General features: G+C 68.9%; 22 protein-coding genes. 11 read left to right on the plus strand and 11 right to left on the minus strand.

Annotation, left to right across the window (positions count from 1 at the left end; genetic code table 11):
* Positions 1-47: 47 nt before the first annotated feature.
* Together ACFOSH_RS23765 and ACFOSH_RS23770 are read right to left on the minus strand one after the other, a co-directional pair.
* Positions 48-887 carry an undecaprenyl-diphosphate phosphatase gene (locus tag ACFOSH_RS23765; protein ID WP_378241246.1) on the minus strand — a complete coding sequence of 280 codons (840 nt, stop codon included), beginning with the start codon at positions 885-887 and terminating at the stop codon, positions 48-50.
* On the minus strand, positions 887-1,933 hold the full coding sequence (locus ACFOSH_RS23770) for an LLM class F420-dependent oxidoreductase (protein WP_378241247.1): 1,047 nt from the start codon (positions 1,931-1,933) through the stop codon (positions 887-889). Before ACFOSH_RS23770 ends, ACFOSH_RS23765 begins: the two co-directional genes overlap by 1 nt.
* A 136-nt stretch (positions 1,934-2,069) precedes the next feature.
* Here ACFOSH_RS23770 and ACFOSH_RS23775 point away from each other — a divergent pair, with 136 nt between their 5' ends.
* The 3 genes from ACFOSH_RS23775 to ACFOSH_RS23785 all read left to right on the plus strand — a co-directional run bounded on the left by ACFOSH_RS23775 (position 2,070) and on the right by ACFOSH_RS23785 (position 4,380).
* Entirely contained in the window at positions 2,070-3,035 is a 966-nt protein-coding gene (locus ACFOSH_RS23775; protein WP_378241248.1) for an aldo/keto reductase, read from the plus strand.
* 113 nt (positions 3,036-3,148) lie between these two features.
* Positions 3,149-4,162, plus strand: coding sequence for a YncE family protein (locus ACFOSH_RS23780; RefSeq protein WP_378241249.1), 1,014 nt, complete (start codon positions 3,149-3,151; stop codon positions 4,160-4,162).
* Positions 4,159-4,380 carry a DUF5703 family protein gene (locus tag ACFOSH_RS23785; RefSeq protein WP_378241250.1) on the plus strand — a complete coding sequence of 74 codons (222 nt, stop codon included), beginning with the start codon at positions 4,159-4,161 and terminating at the stop codon, positions 4,378-4,380. The genes ACFOSH_RS23780 and ACFOSH_RS23785 overlap by 4 nt, the downstream gene beginning before the upstream one ends.
* Here the strand turns inward: ACFOSH_RS23785 and ACFOSH_RS23790 are convergent.
* The 6 genes from ACFOSH_RS23790 to ACFOSH_RS23815 form a co-directional block, all read right to left on the minus strand.
* A complete protein-coding gene (locus ACFOSH_RS23790) occupies positions 4,370-5,116 on the minus strand; it encodes an SRPBCC family protein (protein WP_378241251.1) in 747 nt (248 codons plus the stop codon). The two genes, ACFOSH_RS23785 and ACFOSH_RS23790, sit on opposite strands and share 11 nt — an antisense overlap.
* Positions 5,117-5,713 (minus strand): winged helix-turn-helix domain-containing protein, encoded by a 597-nt coding sequence (locus tag ACFOSH_RS23795; RefSeq protein WP_378241252.1) that lies wholly within the window; start codon positions 5,711-5,713, stop codon positions 5,117-5,119.
* 40 nt (positions 5,714-5,753) lie between these two features.
* Positions 5,754-6,632, minus strand: a complete 879-nt coding sequence (locus ACFOSH_RS23800; protein WP_378241253.1) for an alpha/beta fold hydrolase — start codon at positions 6,630-6,632, stop codon at positions 5,754-5,756.
* Positions 6,632-7,954: a M20/M25/M40 family metallo-hydrolase gene (locus tag ACFOSH_RS23805; protein WP_378241254.1), complete on the minus strand. Its 1,323-nt coding sequence runs from the start codon at positions 7,952-7,954 to the stop codon at positions 6,632-6,634. Before ACFOSH_RS23805 ends, ACFOSH_RS23800 begins: the two co-directional genes overlap by 1 nt.
* A 131-nt stretch (positions 7,955-8,085) precedes the next feature.
* Positions 8,086-8,937 (minus strand): hypothetical protein, encoded by an 852-nt coding sequence (locus ACFOSH_RS23810; protein WP_378241255.1) that lies wholly within the window; start codon positions 8,935-8,937, stop codon positions 8,086-8,088.
* A gap of 125 nt (positions 8,938-9,062) precedes the next feature.
* Positions 9,063-9,347 (minus strand): hypothetical protein, encoded by a 285-nt coding sequence (locus ACFOSH_RS23815; RefSeq protein ID WP_378241256.1) that lies wholly within the window; start codon positions 9,345-9,347, stop codon positions 9,063-9,065.
* A 181-nt stretch (positions 9,348-9,528) separates the two neighbouring features.
* Here ACFOSH_RS23815 and ACFOSH_RS23820 point away from each other — a divergent pair, with 181 nt between their 5' ends.
* Both ACFOSH_RS23820 and ACFOSH_RS23825 read left to right on the plus strand, forming a co-directional pair.
* Positions 9,529-9,972 (plus strand): hypothetical protein, encoded by a 444-nt coding sequence (locus ACFOSH_RS23820; protein ID WP_378241257.1) that lies wholly within the window; start codon positions 9,529-9,531, stop codon positions 9,970-9,972.
* Positions 9,969-10,628 (plus strand): AAA family ATPase, encoded by a 660-nt coding sequence (locus tag ACFOSH_RS23825; RefSeq protein WP_378241258.1) that lies wholly within the window; start codon positions 9,969-9,971, stop codon positions 10,626-10,628. The genes ACFOSH_RS23820 and ACFOSH_RS23825 overlap by 4 nt, the downstream gene beginning before the upstream one ends.
* Before the next feature lie 245 nt (positions 10,629-10,873).
* On the opposite strand, the gene ACFOSH_RS23830 is transcribed toward ACFOSH_RS23825, so the two are convergent.
* On the minus strand, positions 10,874-11,470 hold the full coding sequence (locus tag ACFOSH_RS23830; protein WP_378241259.1) for a hypothetical protein: 597 nt from the start codon (positions 11,468-11,470) through the stop codon (positions 10,874-10,876).
* A gap of 83 nt (positions 11,471-11,553) precedes the next feature.
* Between ACFOSH_RS23830 and ACFOSH_RS23835 the strand changes: the two genes are divergently transcribed.
* Entirely contained in the window at positions 11,554-12,456 is a 903-nt protein-coding gene (locus ACFOSH_RS23835; RefSeq protein ID WP_378241260.1) for a helix-turn-helix domain-containing protein, read from the plus strand.
* A 36-nt stretch (positions 12,457-12,492) separates the two neighbouring features.
* Here ACFOSH_RS23835 and ACFOSH_RS23840 read toward each other — a convergent pair whose 3' ends face one another.
* Both ACFOSH_RS23840 and ACFOSH_RS23845 read right to left on the minus strand, forming a co-directional pair.
* Entirely contained in the window at positions 12,493-13,329 is an 837-nt protein-coding gene (locus ACFOSH_RS23840; RefSeq protein ID WP_378241261.1) for an MBL fold metallo-hydrolase, read from the minus strand.
* Positions 13,330-13,414: 85 nt separating this feature from the next.
* A complete protein-coding gene (locus ACFOSH_RS23845) occupies positions 13,415-13,621 on the minus strand; it encodes a hypothetical protein (protein WP_378241262.1) in 207 nt (68 codons plus the stop codon).
* Between ACFOSH_RS23845 and ACFOSH_RS23850 the strand changes: the two genes are divergently transcribed.
* The 5 genes from ACFOSH_RS23850 to ACFOSH_RS23870 all read left to right on the plus strand — a co-directional run bounded on the left by ACFOSH_RS23850 (position 13,620) and on the right by ACFOSH_RS23870 (position 18,417).
* Entirely contained in the window at positions 13,620-14,069 is a 450-nt protein-coding gene (locus tag ACFOSH_RS23850) for a GNAT family N-acetyltransferase (protein ID WP_378241263.1), read from the plus strand. The genes ACFOSH_RS23845 and ACFOSH_RS23850 overlap by 2 nt on opposite strands.
* Before the next feature lie 218 nt (positions 14,070-14,287).
* A complete protein-coding gene (locus tag ACFOSH_RS23855) occupies positions 14,288-15,397 on the plus strand; it encodes a serine hydrolase domain-containing protein (protein WP_378241264.1) in 1,110 nt (369 codons plus the stop codon).
* A 554-nt stretch (positions 15,398-15,951) separates the two neighbouring features.
* Positions 15,952-16,500: a hypothetical protein gene (locus tag ACFOSH_RS23860; RefSeq protein ID WP_378241265.1), complete on the plus strand. Its 549-nt coding sequence runs from the start codon at positions 15,952-15,954 to the stop codon at positions 16,498-16,500.
* Positions 16,497-17,510: a hypothetical protein gene (locus ACFOSH_RS23865; protein ID WP_378241266.1), complete on the plus strand. Its 1,014-nt coding sequence runs from the start codon at positions 16,497-16,499 to the stop codon at positions 17,508-17,510. The genes ACFOSH_RS23860 and ACFOSH_RS23865 overlap by 4 nt, the downstream gene beginning before the upstream one ends.
* Positions 17,511-17,580: 70 nt before the next feature.
* Positions 17,581-18,417, plus strand: a complete 837-nt coding sequence (locus ACFOSH_RS23870) for an FAD-dependent oxidoreductase (RefSeq protein ID WP_378241267.1) — start codon at positions 17,581-17,583, stop codon at positions 18,415-18,417.
* Positions 18,418-18,630 lie beyond the last annotated feature (213 nt).

Here is an 18,630-nt window from a genome sequence, read left to right on the forward strand (position 1 = left end):
GTACTTGCACACGCAAGGACCGCGTCCAGAGGACTAAATGCGAGGGTTTACAGGTGCGGGCCCGCGCCGGGGTCCAGGACGCCGGCGAAGATCAGCACGAACAGCAGGACACCGAGCACGAGCCGGTAGATCACGAACGGCACGAAGCTCTTGGTCTTGATGTAGGACATCAGCCAGGCGATGACCGCGTAGCCGACGCCGAACGCGACCAGCGTCGCCAGGATCGTCGGCCCCCACTGGGCCGGGGCGCCGTCCTTGCCGATGTCGGTCAGCTTGTACAGACCCGATCCGAACACCGCCGGCAGGGCCAGCAGGAACGAGTACTCCGCCGCCTCGGCGCGGGTGTAGCCGAGGAGCAGTCCGGCGCTGGTCGTACCACCGGAGCGGGAGACGCCAGGGATCAGCGCCAGCGCCTGCGCGAACCCGAAGCCGAGGCCGTGCGGCACGGTCAGGTGGTCGAGCGTGCGCTGCTGCTTCCCGATGCGGTCGGCCACCAGGAGGATCAGGCCGAACACGATGAGCGTGGTCGCGGTGATCCGCAGGTCACGGAAGGTCTGGTCGATGGCGTCCTGCAGCAGCAGGCCCAGCACCACGATCGGCATCGAGCCGACGATGATCAGCCAGCCCAGCCGGGCGTCGGGGTCCTGCCGCCACTCCTTCTTGTAGATCGAGAAGAACCACGCGCGGAGGATCTGCCCGATCTTGGTCGAGAAGTACAGGATGACCGCGAGCTCGGTGCCGATCTGGGTGACCGCGGTGAACGCGGCGCCCGGGTCGTCCCAGCCGGCGAGCGCGGCGGTGATCCGCAGGTGCGCGCTGGAGGAGATCGGCAGGAACTCCGTGAGGCCCTGGACGAGCCCGAGGACCAGTGCTTCGAACCATCCCATCAGGCGACACCGGCCAGTTCGATCGCTTCGGCGGCGACCTCGAGAGCGTGTGCGGAGCTCTCGGGGTCCGGCATGGAGGGCGCGACGGTCAGCGTCGTGACGCCCGCCCCGGCGAAGGCCTGCATCCGTTCGGCGATCCGTTCCTTGGGTCCCAGCAGTGACGTCGCGTCGATGAATTTGAGCGGGACGGCCGCCATGGCGCCCTCGTAGTCCCTGCCCAGGTACTTCTGCTGGACGTCGGCCGCTTCGCTCGCGAAGCCCATCCGGCAGGCGAGCTGGTTGTAGAAGTTCTTCTCCCGGCTGCCCATCCCGCCGAGGTACAGCGCCGCGTAGCCGCGGACCGCGTCGGCGCAGGCCTTCCAGTCGTCACCGACCACGAGCGGGACGGTGGGGACGACGTCGAAGCCGTCGAGGGACCGCCCGGCCTTGTCCGCTCCCGCCTGGATCAGCTTCAGCTGGTCACCGGCGTGCTCGGGCGAGAAGAACACCGGCAGCCAGCCGTTCGCGAGCTCGCCGGTCAGTTCGAGGTTCTTCGGGCCGATGGCGGCCAGGTACACGGGGATCTCTTCGCGCACGGGGTGCACGGTCAGGGTCAGTGCCTTGCCGGGCCCGCCGGGCAGGGGCAGCTGGAAGTGGTCGCCTTCGTACTTGACCCGCTGGCGGCTCAGCGCCTTGCGGACGATCTCGACGTATTCGCGGGTCCGGCCGAGCGGCGAAGCGAACTTCACGCCGTGCCAGCCTTCGGAGACCTGCGGGCCGGAAACACCGAGTCCGAGGCGGAACCGGCCGCCCGAGAGCGTGTCCAGGGTCGCGGCGGTCATCGCGGTCATCGCCGGGGTCCGCGCCGGGATCTGCAGCACCGCGCTGCCCACGTCGATCCGTGAGGTCTGCGCCGCCACCCACGACAGCACCGTCGGCGCGTCCGAGCCATACGCCTCCGCGGCCCAGACGACCGCGTAGTCCAGTTCGTCCGCCTTCTTCGCCAATGCCAGGTTGGCCGCGTCGTTTCCCGCGCCCCAATAGCCCAAGTTCAGTCCGAGTCGCACGGCGTGAATGTATCGATCGGGGCGGCACGCCTCCGTTCAGGGTGTTGACAGCCGATGACCCGCACGGTGGTACTCGATCACGACACGCTGACCTGCTCCGCGTCCCGCACTTGCCTTCCGGCTAGGCTCGCCCGTCGTGGAAAAGCGACAGCTCGGCCGGTCGGGACTGCGGGTCTCGCGGATGGCCCTCGGGACCATGACGTGGGGTGGCGACACCGACTCGGAGGAGGCGGCCAGCCAGCTGGTCGCGTTCGTCGACGCCGGGGGCACCCTGGTCGACACCGCCGACATCTACGGCGAGGGCGAGAGCGAACGCGTCCTCGGCGCGCTGCTCGGCGACCTCGTCCCCCGCGACGACATCGTGCTCGCCACGAAGGCCGTCGCCCGCCGCACCGACGGCCCGTTCGGCGGCGGGGCCTCCCGCGGTGCCCTGCTGAGCGCGCTCGAAGGGTCGCTGCGCCGGCTCGGCACCGACCACATCGATCTCTGGCAGCTGCACGCCTGGGACACCACCGTGCCGGTCCACGAGACCCTCGCCGCCCTCGACTACGCCGTGACCAGCGGGAAGGCCCGCTACGTCGGCGTCTCCAACTACTCCGGCTGGCAGCTGGCGACCGCCGCGGCCCGCAGTTCCGCCGTCGCCCCGCTGGTCTCGACGCAGGTCGAATACTCGCTGCTGGAGCGCGGGGTCGACCGCGAGGTCGTGCCCGCCGCGGAGCATCACGGCATCGGGCTCCTGCCGTGGGCGCCGCTCGGCCGGGGTGTACTCACCGGCAAGTACCGGACCGGGACGCCCGCCGATTCGCGCGGCGCCTCGAGTGTTTTCGCGGGCTATGTCGAACATCACCGGACCGACCGCGCGGCCCGCATCGTGCAGGCGGTCGCGACGGCCGCCGACGGCCTCGGGACCTCGCCGCTGGCCGTCGCGCTGGCCTGGGTCCGCGACCGGCCCGGAGTGGTCGCGCCCGTGGTCGGGGCCCGTGACACCGGTCAGCTGACCGGTTCGCTCACGGCCGAGGAGATCACGCTCCCGCCCGCCATCCGCTCGGCGCTCGACGACGTCAGCGCGATCGAGGTCGGGTACCCGGAACGCGGCCTCTGAGCCGTCTCGATTACTGGATTAGGTGACTGTTGGGTGACACAGACGTGACGCGGTGGGGTTCCTGGGGGATGCTGGACAAGTCCGTTCGACGAGTAGCAGGTGGAGGCACCAAGGTGGGTCGGCTGTCCGCCGTTTCCCGGATCGCGATCCCGCTCGCCGGTGCCCTGGTGCTTTCGTCCTGCGGTACGGACGACACCCCGAACGACTCGCTCCAGATAGTGCAGAACCCCGTCGCGGTGACGGCGGCCGTCTCCCCCGCGGCGACGGTCAAGCCCGCCGGTTCGGTGTTCGCCGTCCCCGGGGTGAAGGCGCTGGCCACCGACGAGGTGAGCAAGACGCTCGTCGTCGCCGTCTCGGAGCCGCCTTCCCTGCGCATCTACGATCTCGCCAGCCTCGACACGCCGAAGGCGACCGTGGCCCTGCCCGGTCCGGCCGAGCGGCTCACGGTCTCGGGTTCCCAGGTGCTCGCCAGCGTTCCCGGCAAGAGTCTGCTGGCGAAGGTCGCCCTGCCCGGTGGCGCACTGGAGACGGTCCCGGTCGCCGGGCAGCCGTCGGCCGGTCTCGCCGACGGCGACGCGACGCTGGTCTCGGTCCGGGACCGCAAGGTCGTCGAGGTGCTGTCGAAGAACGCGGGCCCGAAGACCATCACGGGCCAGATCTACAGCGCCGACGACGTGCTGAACACCGGTGACGGCGTGGTCGTGCTCGACAAGCTGCGCACCGCCTTGTTCGCCGTCGACCTCGCCGAAGGCAAGATCGGCGAGGGCCTGCGAGCCGGTGACGGCGCCGCCAACGCGGTCACCGACGACCTCGGACGTGTCTTCGTCACCGACGCGCGCGCGGGCGCGCTCCTGGCGTTCTCCACCACGCCGCTGCTGCTGCGCCAGCGCTACCCCGTCCCCGGCGGGGCGTACGGCATCGCCTACGACCGCACCCGTGGCCTGGCCTGGGTCACCCTCACCGAACGCAACGAGGTCGTCGGCTTCGACGTCCGCGGCGGGGAGCCGATCGAGAAGCACCGGTTCCCCACCGTGCGGCAGCCAGATTCGGTCACCGTCGACGAGCAGAGCGGCCGCGTGGTCGTCGGCTCGGCCATCGGAGAAGGGATCCAGGTGATCACGCCATGACAGTTGTGGACGAGGCGGTGGTCGAAGGGGATTGGGAGTACCGGCGGCTGCAGTTGCCTCCCGGTGTTTCCCGGCGGGCGGCGGCGACGCAGCTGTCGATCCATGCCGAGTTCGCCGGCTGGGAGCTCTCGACCGTCCGGCTCTACTCCGACGGGACCAGGAGAGTGTGGTTGCGCCGCAAGCGCACCGCCACTCCCCTGCCCGGCATCATCGTCTGAACACCCGGCCGAGCCAGCCGGACCAGAGTTCGTCCTGTTTCGCGGAGTCGACTTCGCCGAACAGGTGATGCATCGCGACCATCGGCCCGGCGAACCCGCGGACGAACCTCAGAAGCGCGTCCGGGGTCCGGATCCCGACCGTGTGCGCGTTCGCGAAGTAGACCTCGCCGTCCACAGTGGACACCGCGCTGGTGGACAGGCGCACCCTGTCCCCCACTCCCGGCCGCCCGGCCAACCCCAGTTCCCGGCCCAGCGTCAGCCACGCGCGGTCCCAGTCCTCGATCATCGGCCCGAAGGCCGTCACCGGCACCGCCTTCCGGCCCGCGAAGCCGTTGAGGTACTCGACCAGGGTGCGGAGGAACAGCTCTCCGCCGGCGGTCATCGCCTCGAACTCGTCTTCCCAGTCGTCGCCGGGCAGGAAACCACTCGTCACGGTCCGCAGCACGGTGCTGCCGCCGGAACGACCCTCGATGAGGAACTCGTAGGCGACGAATCGCCCGTCCGGCCCGGGTTCCGTGCCGTAGACGAGCCGCTCCAGCGGGTCCCAGGCGGTGATCTCGGACGAGGGTTCGTAGGCGGCGAACGCGGTCTTCACGGTGCCACCGACGCCGCCGTCGACCTCGTTGCGCCCCATGAACCAGGACGTGATCCCCGGGCCGGTCGCGATGGCGTCCCAAACCTGTTCCGGCGTCGCGTCGACCTCGACGCGATCGGCGATCTCGTATTCGTGTCCCATTCAGCTCTCCTCGGTCCCGGTTCCGACGCTCGGGTGGACGGCGACGACGATCCGGTGGTCGCGGCCCTGTTCGGCGTCTTCGTCGTGGTACTTGCCCACCAGGTTCGTGATCGCGACGGTGAGTTCCTCGGCGAACGCGGCCCTGTCCGCGGCGGAGGAGAACCGCACCTCGCCGTCGATCGCGAAGGTCGCGACCCGTTTGCGCGCCTTGGTGGAGCCGGTGATCAGCACGCCGACGTCGCGCACCAGCCTGCCCGCCACCGCGAGCAGCCAGCGCGCGGACAGGCGATCCGGCGACTGGGCCGGATCGGGCTGCACGGCCGAAAGCGCCGTCGGTGAAATGACGTACGACGCCGCCGTCGCGCGCATCATGCGCTCGGTGACGTTGCCCTTGCGCCGCTCCTCGACGAGCTCGACCAGCCCGTGCTTCTCCAGCGCGCGCAGGTGGTAGTTCACCTTCTGTCTCGGCAGATCGATCCGCGCCGCCAGCATCGTGGCCGACGCCGGCTCGGCGAGTTCGGCGAGCAACCTGGCCCGGACCGGGTCCAGCGACACTTCGGCCGCTTCCGCGTCCTCGATCACCGCTACGGAGAACATGGCAAAAAGGTGCCACCGAAAACAGAAATTGTCAAGAAAGTCAGTCTTGTCGGCGAGCCAGGTTCGCCAGGGCGAGGAGCCGGGGCACCACCTGCGGAGCCGCCTCCAGCGGGACGACGTGCCCGACGCCGGGCAGCACCACGGACGTCCCGTTCTCCACCGCACCCGCCAGTTCCTCGACGTCCGCCGCGGGCACGAGCTTGTCGCGCTCCCCCACTATCGCGGTCACCGGCACCGCACCGACCTGCGACAACGCCGATTCCCGCGTGTAGGCGTCGAGTGCCGGACGGAACGCGGACACCGTCTGCGGCCAGTTGCCGCGGATCATCCGCACCGCCAGTTCGACGTCGCCGGGCACCGGGTCGTCCCCGAAGAGCCACCACCGCAACCCGGCGGTCACCGCCTTGCTCGTATGCTCCCGCACCAGCCCGATCAGCTTCGTCCCGAACACCATTTCCAGGTCGCGGCCGAGCTTCCCGAGCGCGTTCGGCCAGATCGCGTCCGGCGTGACACCGCCCGCCGACATGGCGAGCAGCCCGATCCCCGCCACCCTGGCCGCGAAGACGTCCGGATGGCGCTGGGCGAGCGACAGGATCGCGAGCCCGCCCATGTCGTGGCCGACCAGGACGACCCTGCCGTCGGGAATCACCGTGCCCAGCACCTCGGCCAGGTCGTCGGCGAGATGCCCCATGGTCGCCGAGGCGGCCCGGACCTCACCGGATTCGCCGTGCCCGCGCTGGTCGTAGGCCAGCACCGCGATCGGCTCCTCCGCGGCCTCGGCCAGCACCGGCGCGATGGCCCGCCAGCTCCGCCTGTCGAGGGCGTAGCCGTGGAGGAGCACCACGGTCACCGGCGCCGACGGATCACCCCAGCGCTCGAAGTGCAGGGGTGTCCCGTCGGCCGCCAGCAGACCGGGCATCAGGACGAGCGAAGGAAGCGGTCGAGCACCCGCACACCGAACTTCAGCGCGTCGACCGGGACGCGCTCGTCGACGCCGTGGAACAACGCCGAGAAATCGAGGTCCGCGGGCAGCTGCAACGGCGCGAAGCCGAAGTTCCGGATCCCGAGCGACTGGAACGACTTCGCGTCCGTGCCACCGGAGAGCATGTACGGGAGCGTGCGGGCGCCCGGGTCTTCGGCGAGGACCGCGTTGGTCATCGCGTCGACGAGGGCGCCGTCGAAGGTCGTCTCGACCGGCGGCAGCTCCATCCACTCCTTCTCGATGTCCGGGCCGAGGATCTCCTCCAGCTCGGCGTTGAACGCCTCGAGACGGCCGGGAAGGATCCGGCAGTCGACCGAAGCCTCCGCGACCGAGGGGATGACGTTCGACTTGTAGCCCGCGGTGAGCATCGTCGGGTTCGCCGTGTCGCGCAGGGTCGCGCCGATCATCCGGGAGATGTTGCCGAGCTTGGCGACCGAACCCTCGATGTCGTCCTCGGGGAAATCCCACCCGGTGATCTCGGTGACGCCGTCCAGGAACTCGCGGACGGAGTCGGTCATGACCAGCGGGAAGCGGTGGTTGCCGAGCCGGGCGACGGCCTCCGACAGCTTGGTGACGGCGTTGTCGCGGTGGATCATCGAGCCGTGGCCGGCGGTGCCGCGCACCCGCAGCTTCATCCAGCGGATGCCCTTTTCGGCCGTCTCGATGAGGTACGCGCGGACGTTGTCCTTCAGCGTGATCGAGAAACCGCCGACCTCGCTGATCGCCTCGGTGACACCCTCGAACAGCTCGGGCCGGTTCTCCACCAGCCACTGCGCGCCGTACTTGCCGCCAGCCTCTTCGTCGGCGAGGAACGCGAAGACGAGGTCACGCGGCGGGACGATGTTATTGATCTTGTAGTGGCGGGCCAGCGCGAGCGCCATGCCACACATGTCTTTCATGTCGACGGCGCCGCGGCCCCAGACGTAGTCGTCCTGGATCGCGCCGGAGAACGGGTGCACCGACCACTCCGAGGCGTCGGCGGGGACGGCGTCGAGGTGACCGTGGATCAGGAGCGCGCCCCGCGACGGGTCGGCACCCGCCAGCCGGACGATCACGTTGTGACGGTTCTTGCCACCGGACTCGACATAGGTGATCTCGTAGCCCGCGTCGGTGAGCTTCTCGGCGACGTACTCGGCGGCAACGCGTTCACCGACCAGCGTGTCGGGGTCACCGGTGTTGGTGGTGTCGATGCGGATCAGTTCACTGGTGAGGGTGACTGCCTCTTCGGCGGCGGCTTCGATCAGATTCGGTTCGGTCACCAGGCATTCCTACCATTGGTGAAGCCCGCAGACCCGGCACCACCGCGTGATGCACGTCGTGGGAAGACCCACTCCCCGGCGTTCCCCGATGTGGCCGGTAGCTCACTCGGCACGAACGGCTCGACAAAGACTCACGAGGCCATTTGGGCCGCACGGACGGGTTCCTTGACCTGGGTGGCGTAGTGGGCGGTGACGATCGCGCCGGACATGGCCAGGATCAGGCCCGCGACCGTGAAAGCGGTGAAGCCGTCGCGGACGCGGTCGTCGAGGAAGAGCAGGCCGATGACCGAAGACAACGCCGTGTTCGTGGTGAACATGATCGCGTTGACCGCCGTCGCGCCACCCTTCTGCAGCGCCAGGGCGAACGCGACCGCCGCGGCCAAGCCGTTGAGGACCATCGCCCATACGGCCGGTTCCACCAGCACGGCCCAGCCCGATGACGGGAGCTCCAGGGTGCGCGCCGAGACGCCGACCACGCTGAAACCGACTCCCGTGGCGAAGCCGAGCACCTGCGCGGCCCAGGGGCGGTCGAAGCGCCTGAAGTACCAGGCGATCGCCCCCACGACCACCGCCATCGCGGGCAGGACCCAGCGCCAGGCCGACGGGAGCGCCTTGGCAGGCCCAGGCTGCGCCGACAGTCCCAGCAGGATCAGACCGATCGCCCCGACGCCGAGCGCGGCCCAGCCCGGCGCCGTCAGGCGAGTGCCCAGGAACGCGGAGATCGTGGCCGTCACGCCGATGCTGAACGCCAGCACCGACTGGACCAGGAACAGCGGCAGCCGATGCAACGCGGCCGCGGCGCAGGCGAAGCCGACCAGGTCGACGCCGATGCCCAAGAAGTAGATCCACTGGCGCCGCACGTGCACCAGATCCAGCGCGCTGCCGCCGAAAGCGCCCGCGCGGCGGACGCCGATCGACTCCAGCACCGAGCCGCTACCCGAGGCCAGCGCCGCCAGCAGCGCGAGGACGTATCCGACGATCATCCCCGCAGTCTGTCAGCCACGCTCCGGGCGCCCTGACCAGCACTCGACGCGTTACGCCCCGCCCGAACTCCGTCACCGGGTGTCACCGCTCGGCCTCCGGATCTCCACGGTCCGCTGCGCCGCCGTCAGCGTCTCCGGGTGGGAGTGCGACGCGGGGTCGTCGGGCGCTTCGCGGTCGTCGTGGAGCGATGAGCCGTGGTCCGCGTCGTCTCCGGGGTCAGCTGGGCCGTGGTGGTCACCGGGGTCTCCGGCGGTGACGCGGTCGGCGTCTGCGGAGGGCTCGTCGCCACCGTCTTCGAGACCTCCGTGGTCGTCGCGGGCACGACCTGGCCACCCCTCGACCCACCCCCGGCGCACGCGCCGAGCAGCACACGCACGCCCACGACCAGGCCACAGCACCACATCCGCATGGCGCGGACCCTAACAACAGCCGCCTTCCCTGCCTGCCATATCCGAAAGATCGATATCCGCCGGGGCGGCGTGGTCTCTTCGGCCCTTTTGGAGTGCGGGCCCAGCCGCCAAGGTGGCGTCGACCTGGTCGAGGTGAGGAGAAGCCGCCGACAGCTGAGCTCAGACGCGAGAGAGAACCGAATGCCGGGAGACAACAGCCCCGAACTGGTCGCCGAACTCGACCGCCTCGACGAGGCGGTCGAAGCAGCGCCCGCGGGAGACACGACGGCGCAGATCGCGCTGTGGCGGCACGCGACCCGCTTGGAGCACTGGTTCTTCATCGCGCGCGGCCCGGCCGACCGTCCCCGCCCCTACGCGGTGGCCTCCGCGCAGGGGCCGATGATCTGCCTCTACAGCAGTGCCGGACGGGCGAACGAAGCCGCCCGCGCCCTCGGCCTGGCCGTCCCGGAGGGTGACGCGGTGCCGCTGTTCGGCGTGCCGATGCCTGCCGCGATCGACTACCTCGCCGCGTTCGGCGGGTCCGGCGTCGTCGGTGTGACGCTGGACCATCCTCGGATCGGCCACCACATCCCGCTACCGAACCTGGGTCTGCTCAAGGGCTGGATCGCCGAGGCCGCGCGGTGAGCGGTGCCGATCAAAGCGGAGCCTTCATCGAGGTGATCGCGCGCGATGTGGAGGCCGACCCGGGCAATCCGGCGCTGCGCGAGGACTTCATCACGCTGTCGCTGGAGCAGAACCCGGACCGGGCCGCCGCCGAACTTACGGCGTTCGAGGCCCACGGTGGCAGTCCGGCGCGGATCCGCCTGCTGCGCGCCAGGCTGATGGCCGCACGGTTGCGAACCTCGAACCCGCCCGCCGGGACCGTGGCGTCCCCTGCCGACGAGGACCGCCAGTACGGCGGTGCCGCGGGTTCGGCGACACTGTGGGACACCGAGCGCCCGGCGGTGACGCTGGCCGAGGTCGCGGGTCTCGCCGAGGTCAAGCAGCACCTGGACACCGCGTTCCTCGCTCCGCTGCGCAATCCCGAGCTGACGGCGGCGTTCGGGCAGAAGCCGGGCGGATCGCTGCTGATGTACGGCCCGCCCGGGTGCGGCAAGACGTTCATCGCCAGGGCGATCGCCGGCGATCTCGGCGCGTCCTTCATCCACGTGACCCTCGCGGATCTGCTCAGCAAGTGGATCGGGGAGACCGAGAAGGCGATCCAGAGCGTGTTCCGCCACGCACGCACGGCGAGCTTCCGGCCGTATCCCTCGTCCGGTGCGAGCCGGCCGACTCGGTAGTCATGCCCGCCGTACCGGTATCCCCAGCGCCGGTACAGCGTTTCCGCCAGCTCGGACGCGCCCTCGTCCCGCACGGCCGCGATGGCGAGCGAGAAGATCGCATACGCGCTCCGGTCGATCACCGGGATGCCGAGGTCCGTCCATTTAGGAGTCACACCGGCGACCTGTTCGCGGATGGCGCGCTCGATCGCCTCCGCCGTCGAAAGCGCGTCCTCGTACTCGCCCAGCCTTGTCCCCATCCTCGGTCACCAACCGCCTATCGTGACGACTCCGTGGCCACCGGCCGCGGCCTCCTCGAGCAGCGCGACGTGCGAGAGAGTGAAGTGGCGGAAGTCGTGGAACCAGAGCACCGCGCCGGACGGTGGTTCGCGCTGCTCCTGCGGTATCGCGTCGCAGACCTCACCGATACGGGCCAGAAGGCCCCAGGGCAGCCGGTGAGCCGCCTCGAGTACCTCGCGCACACCGGCGGGGCGCAGTGTGTAGGTCCCCAGGTCGCGCCAGTCACCCGGCGTCGGCTGAGCGTGCGGACCCGCGTCCGATGTCAGGTCGTCGCGGCGCTCCTGTTCCCACTCCTCGGTGAAGGTGTAGCCGGTGGTCAACGTACCGAGCACGCTGTCGGTGAGTGCGCGAGTCTCGAGGGTGAGCCGTGGGCGCAAGCAGTCGCCGTAGTACCAGAGACTGTTCCAGTGGCCTTTGGTGCCGGGCATGGTTTCCACGGACAGGAACGGCGCCATCGGCTCTCCGGTCTCGTCCCACAGCCACACATGATCCCAATGCGGCTCGCGGGTCAGGGAGAGCAAAGGCTCCCACTCGACCACAGCCCCATACGCGTCGTACCCCATGTCGCGAGTATCGCTGACCGACGGTGAAGCTCGGCCAAGTCGCGCTTGTATCTCCCCCGAGGGGAGGTGCGAGGGTGGCGGGTATGGATGACGACCTCCGGTACTCGATCGGCGAGCTGTCCCGGCGGACCGGGCTGACGGTGAAGGCCATCCGCTTCTACTCAGACCGCGGCATCGTGGCGCCGTCCGGCCGCACCGTGTCCGGTCACCGCCGCTACGGCGCCGAAGCGCTCACGCGCCTGGAGTTCGTCCGCACCCTGCGCGAACTCGGACTCGACCTGACCACGATCAGGAAGGTCGTCGACAGCGAAGCCGCCCTGTCCGACGTCGCAGCGGCGCACATCCAGGCGCTGGAAGTTCAGATCCGCCTGCTACGCCTGCGTCATGCGGTGCTGACAGCGGTGACCAAGCGCGGATCCACCCCCGAGGAGATGACCTTCGTGCACCAACTGGCCAAGCTGACCCAGGACGAACGCCGCCACCTGATCGGCGACTTCCTCGCGACCACCTTCCGCGGGCTCGATCATCCCGAATTCATCGGGATCGCCCGCTCGATGACCCCCGAACTACCCGACAATCCCGAAGTCGAACAGGTCGAAGCCTGGGTGGAACTGGCCGAGCTGTCCAAGGACCTGGACTTTCGCGCCCTCATGCGACGCATCGCCGAGCAGCACGACAGCCGCCGCGCCGACGCCGGCCTGCATCGCAACCCGGTCGCGGACATCCGCGACACTGTCACCCCGGCCCTCGACTCCGGTCTCGACCCGAACTCGCCGGAGGCCGGTCACGTCGTGGCCGCCCTCACCTCACGGCACAAGCCCGGCGACCTTCTGGCCTGGCTGGACACCGTCGCCGACACCCGCCGAGACCGGTACTTCGAGCTACTCGCCGTGATCAACGGCTGGGCAGCACCGGACAGCCTCACACCGGCGATGCGTTGGCTGTCCCAAGCCATGAAGACACCGGAACAGCACTGCGCAACCTGAGCGCCGACGGAGATCGGCGCCGTGCCCGAAAGGTCGCTAGCCCGGCGTCCCGTCGCGCTCGCTTCCCTTGGCGAAGCGGCGGCTTTGCCCGGCGTGGATGTCGCTCACCCATTCCCAGCCAGGCTTGGCCGACGAGCCGATCCGCGGGTCGTCGAAATCATCCCCGTCACGCAGGGCATGCACGTACGCGCGGTCCACTTCGATCCTTGCGCTCACCTGATCACCCCGGCCGACGGATCCGTGACCCGGGACGACGACGTCGACGTCGTCCGCCACTTCTTCGAGCAGTCGCAGTCCGACGAGGTACTCCTCGATCGGGTCGTTGGTGCCGTTCAGGTCGTCGAGCATCGGAATGAAGACATCGGAAAGCATGTCGCCGGCGACGAGAACCCCGCGTCCCTCGATCACCAGCGCCGCATGGCCCGGGGAATGAGCCGGATGCTCGATGAGGCTGACTTCAGGGCCGTCCCAAGGGATCCGCGCGGTTTCCGGGGGCAGACCGGTGATGAGGCCGAACAGGTCCAGCGGAACCTCCCCGGCGATTTCCGGCGGCAATCCCTCCGCGGCCCGGGACTTCCAGTCCGGGTTCGACCGCAGGTCCCGCATACGCGCCGCGCAGCGGGCCGTACCGTAGCGGGGCGCTTCGCCGAGTTCGGTGTGCCAGAGCACGTGATCCCAGTCAGGGTGCGTCGAGAAGCCCGCCGTGACCGGCTGGCCCAGCTTGCGGAGGTCGTTCGCCAAGCAAGCCATTTCGCCGTTTGTCAGCCCGGGATCGATGAGCAGCACGCCACCCTCGCCCTGCGCGACGACCGTGTTGTTCTGGAGTAATTCGCTCTGATGGACCAGCACACCCTCGGCAACCTGTGTCAGCACGGGGCTCCTCCGTTCGTGATTCGTTCCGCGGCCCGCGGCTCGGTCTTGTTCATTCGAGGTCTCCTGTCGTGAATGGTGTCGTGACTCAGCCGAGAGCCGGAGTGGCCACCGCGAGGGTGCGGATACCGATGCCCGTTCGTTGTACGGAGCCGATCCGCTCTCCGAGTAAGCGGGCGGCGAGCAGGACGGTGACGGCCGGGTACAGGGCGGCGAGGACTCCGGAAGCGCTGCCCCAGCCGAGCACGCCGCGACGGGGACGCCATGGCTGTCCGAGGCTTGTGGCGGCGAGCATGGTCAGGATCGCGCCGACCGTTTCGCTGCGGCAGCTGTCCCGCGAGAACGTCCGCGCGGTGTGCGAGCTGCGTCTGTCCGAAGGTCAACGCCATCTCGTCGCACCGGCGGCCTTCACCGTCGCCGAGGGCAATTACGAACCGGACGCGCTCCTGCGGGCCATCCATCTTGACGATCTGCCTGTCGGTGTCTTGCTCGTCGAAGTCGAGACCGGGACGCCGCACCTGCTCCGGTTCATGGTCGACGCGGATCACCAGGGCCGCGACGTCGGCAGCCAAGCCGTCGAGCTGCTGGCGGACGAACTCCGCGCCGATGACCGGGAATCAGCGGAGACCAGCGTCGCACCGGTCGCGGGCGGCGCCGAGGGTTTCTGGCGCCGCTACGGCTTTCAGGGTACGGAACGCACTCACTACGGCGGGCCCGTGTTCGTCCGCCGGTTGCGGCCCTGAGGCATCGGCGCGGTGGACGGTTTCCACCGTTCGACACCGCAGATGATGGAAAAGGACGCGCTGAATGGATCATTCGATTCAACGTTTTCCGCCCTACTCGGGTGGTGGTGATTTTCCGGTAACGTGGGTGGCGATCAGCGGACACCAGCGTCGGCTGAACTGGCGGCAAACCGCCGCCTGGGGAGAAATTTCGGGCTTTGAGGGGAGATTTTCTTATCATGCGAAGAAGATTCTCGCGGCCTTTGCTGAGGATTCGACTCGTGGCCGCGCTCACCGCGGCCGGACTCATCGCCACCACCGGCACCGCGCTCGCGGAAACCAGCGCTGACCGCAAGGTCGTGCAGGAGGCGCTGGATCAGATCACCACGAGCGGCGGATCGCTCGGTGTGCAAGCCAGGGTGACCGATGGCCACCAACGGTTCACCGCACGCTCCGGCAAGGCGGAACTGGATTCGAACCGCCCGGTCCCGGAGAACGGCCGGTTCCGCATCGGCAGCATCACCAAGACGTTCGTGTCGACGGTCCTGCTGCAACTCTCCGGCGAAGGCAAGCTCGACTTGGACGCGCCGGTCGTCCGCTACCTGCCCGGTCTGATCGACGGCCGCGTCACGGTGCGCCAGGTCATGCAGCACACCAGCGGGCTCTACAACTACACCAACGCGTTGCCGCTCGACCCGGACAAGTTCGAGCAGATCCGCTACAAGCACTGGACACCTCAGGAGATGCTCAAGATCTCCACCGACAAGCCGCTCGACTTCGACCCCGGCACCCGGTGGAGCTACTCCAACACCAACTACGTGGTCGCGGGTCTGCTGGTGGAGAAGCTGACCGGCAGGCCGTACGAGAAGGCTGTCGAGCACCGGATCCTGAAGCCGTTGCACCTCGACGGCACCGAGGTTCCCGGCGACAACGTCGACATCAGGGGCCCGCACGCGCACGGCTACGTGACCGTGGCGGGCAAGCCGAACGACATCACCCGCATCAACCCGTCGGTCGCGTGGGCCGCCGGCGAGATCATCTCCACGACCCGCGACCTGGACACGTTCGGTGTGGCACTGGCCAGCGGCAAGCTGCTCAAGCCCGCGCAGCAGCAGGAGATCAGCAAGACCACCGCGGTCAGCCCCGAGTACGGCCTCGGCCTGCAGGTGCAGACCTTGCCGTGCGGCACCAAAGTGTGGGGCCACGGCGGCGGCATCCCCGGCTACTCCTCGCATCTGCTGACGACGCCGGACACCGAGAAACGGCTGGAGCTCTCGGTCACGAGCGCACCGACCGAGGGCAACGCCAACCCGGCGTTCCTCAAGCTGCTAACCGAAGTCTTCTGCTGACGCACTGGAAGACTGTCCGGCGCCAAGCGCGTCGGGCGACGACACGCCGAGGCGGTCCATCTCGGCCAGACACACCCGGACCGCCTCTGCGGCGTCGTACGTGACCTCGGGTTCCACACACCGGTCGGCGACGACCGTGAACCGTCCGTCGCCGGCCGAGCCAGGTCGCGGCAGATCCGGTGACCTCCGCCAGATCGGTCGTGGTCAGCCGGCTCAGGTACGTCGACCGCAGTTTGTGCCGCATGTGGAACAAGCGCTTGTCACGGAGCGGTTGACGTACACGGCGCGGTCGCTTTTGCTTACCGTGGCCACGAAGCCGCCGAAGGCGCCCCGAGCGTCCGCCATCTCGATGTCACAGTCAGGGCAGGCTGCCTGGAGCACGGCCTTGAGACCACCTGCGTCGACCAGATCCTGGTACGGCGATTTCCCCATGCGACCAAGCTACCCGTGGCGATCGACGCGGCAGACCGTCTGTCACGGCGCCGAGGTTTCTCGCCGTGCCGTATGGGTACGATTCCGCTCGGGCGTGTTCCCGTAAACCGGACCGGAGACCGATGCCTCCCGCGATGCTCCACCACTCCACGGGCACGATCTTCATCGAAGACAACGGCTTCTCCCTCGGAGACCGCGCCGACCCACACAGCCCCCTCTACATCGTCGGCGCCCTCCCCACCCCCGACGCCACGGGACTTCTCGCGGTGGCAACCGGATTCGTCGCGGTCACTTGCGGCGTCCACCTCGGCGACATCACCGTCACCACCGAGATTTGGGACAGCGCACCAGAGCCAGACCTCACCTCCTGGGACGACGTAGCCGACGTATCCGTCACCTGGCCCACCCGCCGGATCGCGGTCTGCGGATCCGAAGTCGACAACGACATCCCCATCACCCTGCCACCGTCCCCGGACAACAACTTCCGCGTCCGGGATTCAGTACGCGACCGCGACGCCGGCGAAGACCGCGGACCCGGCGACCCGGTCGAACAACACCTGATCCAAATCTGGCCGGACGATCCACACCCGGACGAAATCCTGAAAGCCACCGACAACACCGGCGCACGCTGGCGCGCTTGGGGAAACGAACTACCCGCCTGCCCGCGATGATCAGAAAGTCGTTCCCTGACAACGGAACCGGCGACCTGATCGAATTTCTCCTCGCCGAACCCGCTGCCGACTCAGGCGTCGAGCGACGCGGAGAGCACCACCCGGAGACGGTATTTTTCACGCTGCCGCGACGACTGTTTCCCGTGCTAGTTTCATTCCCGAACCGGCCGGGCGATCTGGTCGTCGAATTGCTTGGATCGGAGATGACCGGCGTGATTCGTGCTGGCTTGAAAGCCACCGCCGACCTGCCACGGCCGACACGCACGACAGGTGCCCGATTCTCGGCGGGAGCAGCACTGCTCCTGTTCGCCGCCGGATGCGGCAGCCCCGCCGCTCCCCCGCCCAGTACTCCACCGTCGTCCCCGGCGACCGCGGCACCCACGAGCACGACGCCGACGGTCGACCTTTCGTCGCTGCGCCGCGGCACGATCCCGACGGACTACCCCAAGCCGGATCTGAGCGGTTTGCCGCCCAAACCCGCGGACTCCGCCCCCCTGCGAGAGCGGATCGCCTGGGAAGCACTGCAGAAAGTGACCGACTTCGCCAACCACGTCGACCCCGCGGCGCGCTCGTCCTGCCCCGCCATCAACCCCGGCCGCACCACCTCGGTGACCTGCAAGGTCACCTACCTCGATGAAGGTTACGACTACGTCCTGCGCGACATCAAGTTCCAGGGCAACGGACTGACTGACGGCCGCACCGAACAGGGCACCATCTCCTACACCGCGGAACTCGCCGCCGGGCCGATCGTCCGCGACCGGGTCGAAACGGTGCTACGACACCAGAACAGCACCGAATACGAGGCCTGCGACATGCCCGAGCACGTGCGCTTCGAATTCGGCTCCCCCCGGCGACGGCCGTCCGGATCGTCGATCGCCGGCAAGTGGATCCACGTACCCGGCATTTCCTGCCGCTACCTCGACCCCAAGACCCACACGGTCAGCGCGCTCCCCCTGGAACTCTACGAATCCGGCGCACCCATCCACCCCTCATCGCGGATCGGCGGCTGAGGTAGGCCCTTCCGGGCATCGCCATCGCCGTTCGAGGACCGGCGGCTCTCAAGGGCTTTGGCCCCGCTGATTGGTTCCCCGCCGCGCCGCGGCAGGGAGGTGGGAGTGGCGGTGCGTCGGCTACGAGGCCACCAGGGACGGTGTCACGGCCTTCTTCGAAGACGGCGGCACCGCGCACGGCACGGTGCTGGTCGCCGCGGACGGGATCGGGTCGGCGATCCGGCGGCAGCGGCCTCCTCACGCCCGGGTGGCCGACTCCGGCGCGCGTTTGATCTACGGCCGAGTTCCCCTGACACCGCGACTGCGCGGCGAGCTACCGGCCGCGATGTTCAGTGTCTTCACCACGATCACCGGACCGGGACAGCGTTTCCCCGGGATCGTACCGGGAGCGACCGGACGCGGCCACGGCCCGGCTCACCCCTGGTTTGGCCCTGGAACCGAAGCGGACAGTCTCGCGGTCATGTTCGGGCGGCGCCGCGAGTCGCTGGGCCTGACCGACCACGACCTGCTCGCGGCATCCGGCGGGCGACTGCGCGAAGTCGTACTCGATCAGATCGCCGGTTGGCATCCTCTGCTGCGCCGCGTCGTCAGCGGTTGGGACGCCTCGACCCTCTATCCGAGCACGGTCCGCAGCAGCGTCCCCGTCTCGCCATGGGCGAGTTCCAACGTCACCCTGCTCGGTGACGCCGTCCACGCGATGAGCCCGGCGGCGGGTGCCGGGGCGAACATGGCGTTGGGCGACGCGGCGGCACTTTCCACGGCGCTGGCCGAGGCAGCCGCGGGCAGCCCGATCGTGGAAGTCGTCGGCGCTTACGAGCGAGACATGCTCACCGAGGGTTTCGATGCGGTGAAACGATCCTCGGCGAACGGCGTCCGGACACTCGGCGAGAACCCGCTCCCTTGGTGAGCGGACCGCTCCAGCCCCCGCCCTTGTCACCCGTATCGGTGATTCTCGCCGAATCACCATTCGTGGCAGATGGATCACCGTTTCGTGTCACTCCCCCGCCCACTTGCCGTAGTGGAGGCTTGACGTCCACATCGGCTCACCCCGGCTCGCTACCCACAGTGTCACCGCTCAGTGAACCCACCCCTCGCGGAAAACACGAAAGCCTTACGTGTT

It is taken from the genome of Amycolatopsis speibonae (assembly GCF_042647925.1).
GTDB classification, from domain to species: domain Bacteria; phylum Actinomycetota; class Actinomycetes; order Mycobacteriales; family Pseudonocardiaceae; genus Amycolatopsis; species Amycolatopsis speibonae.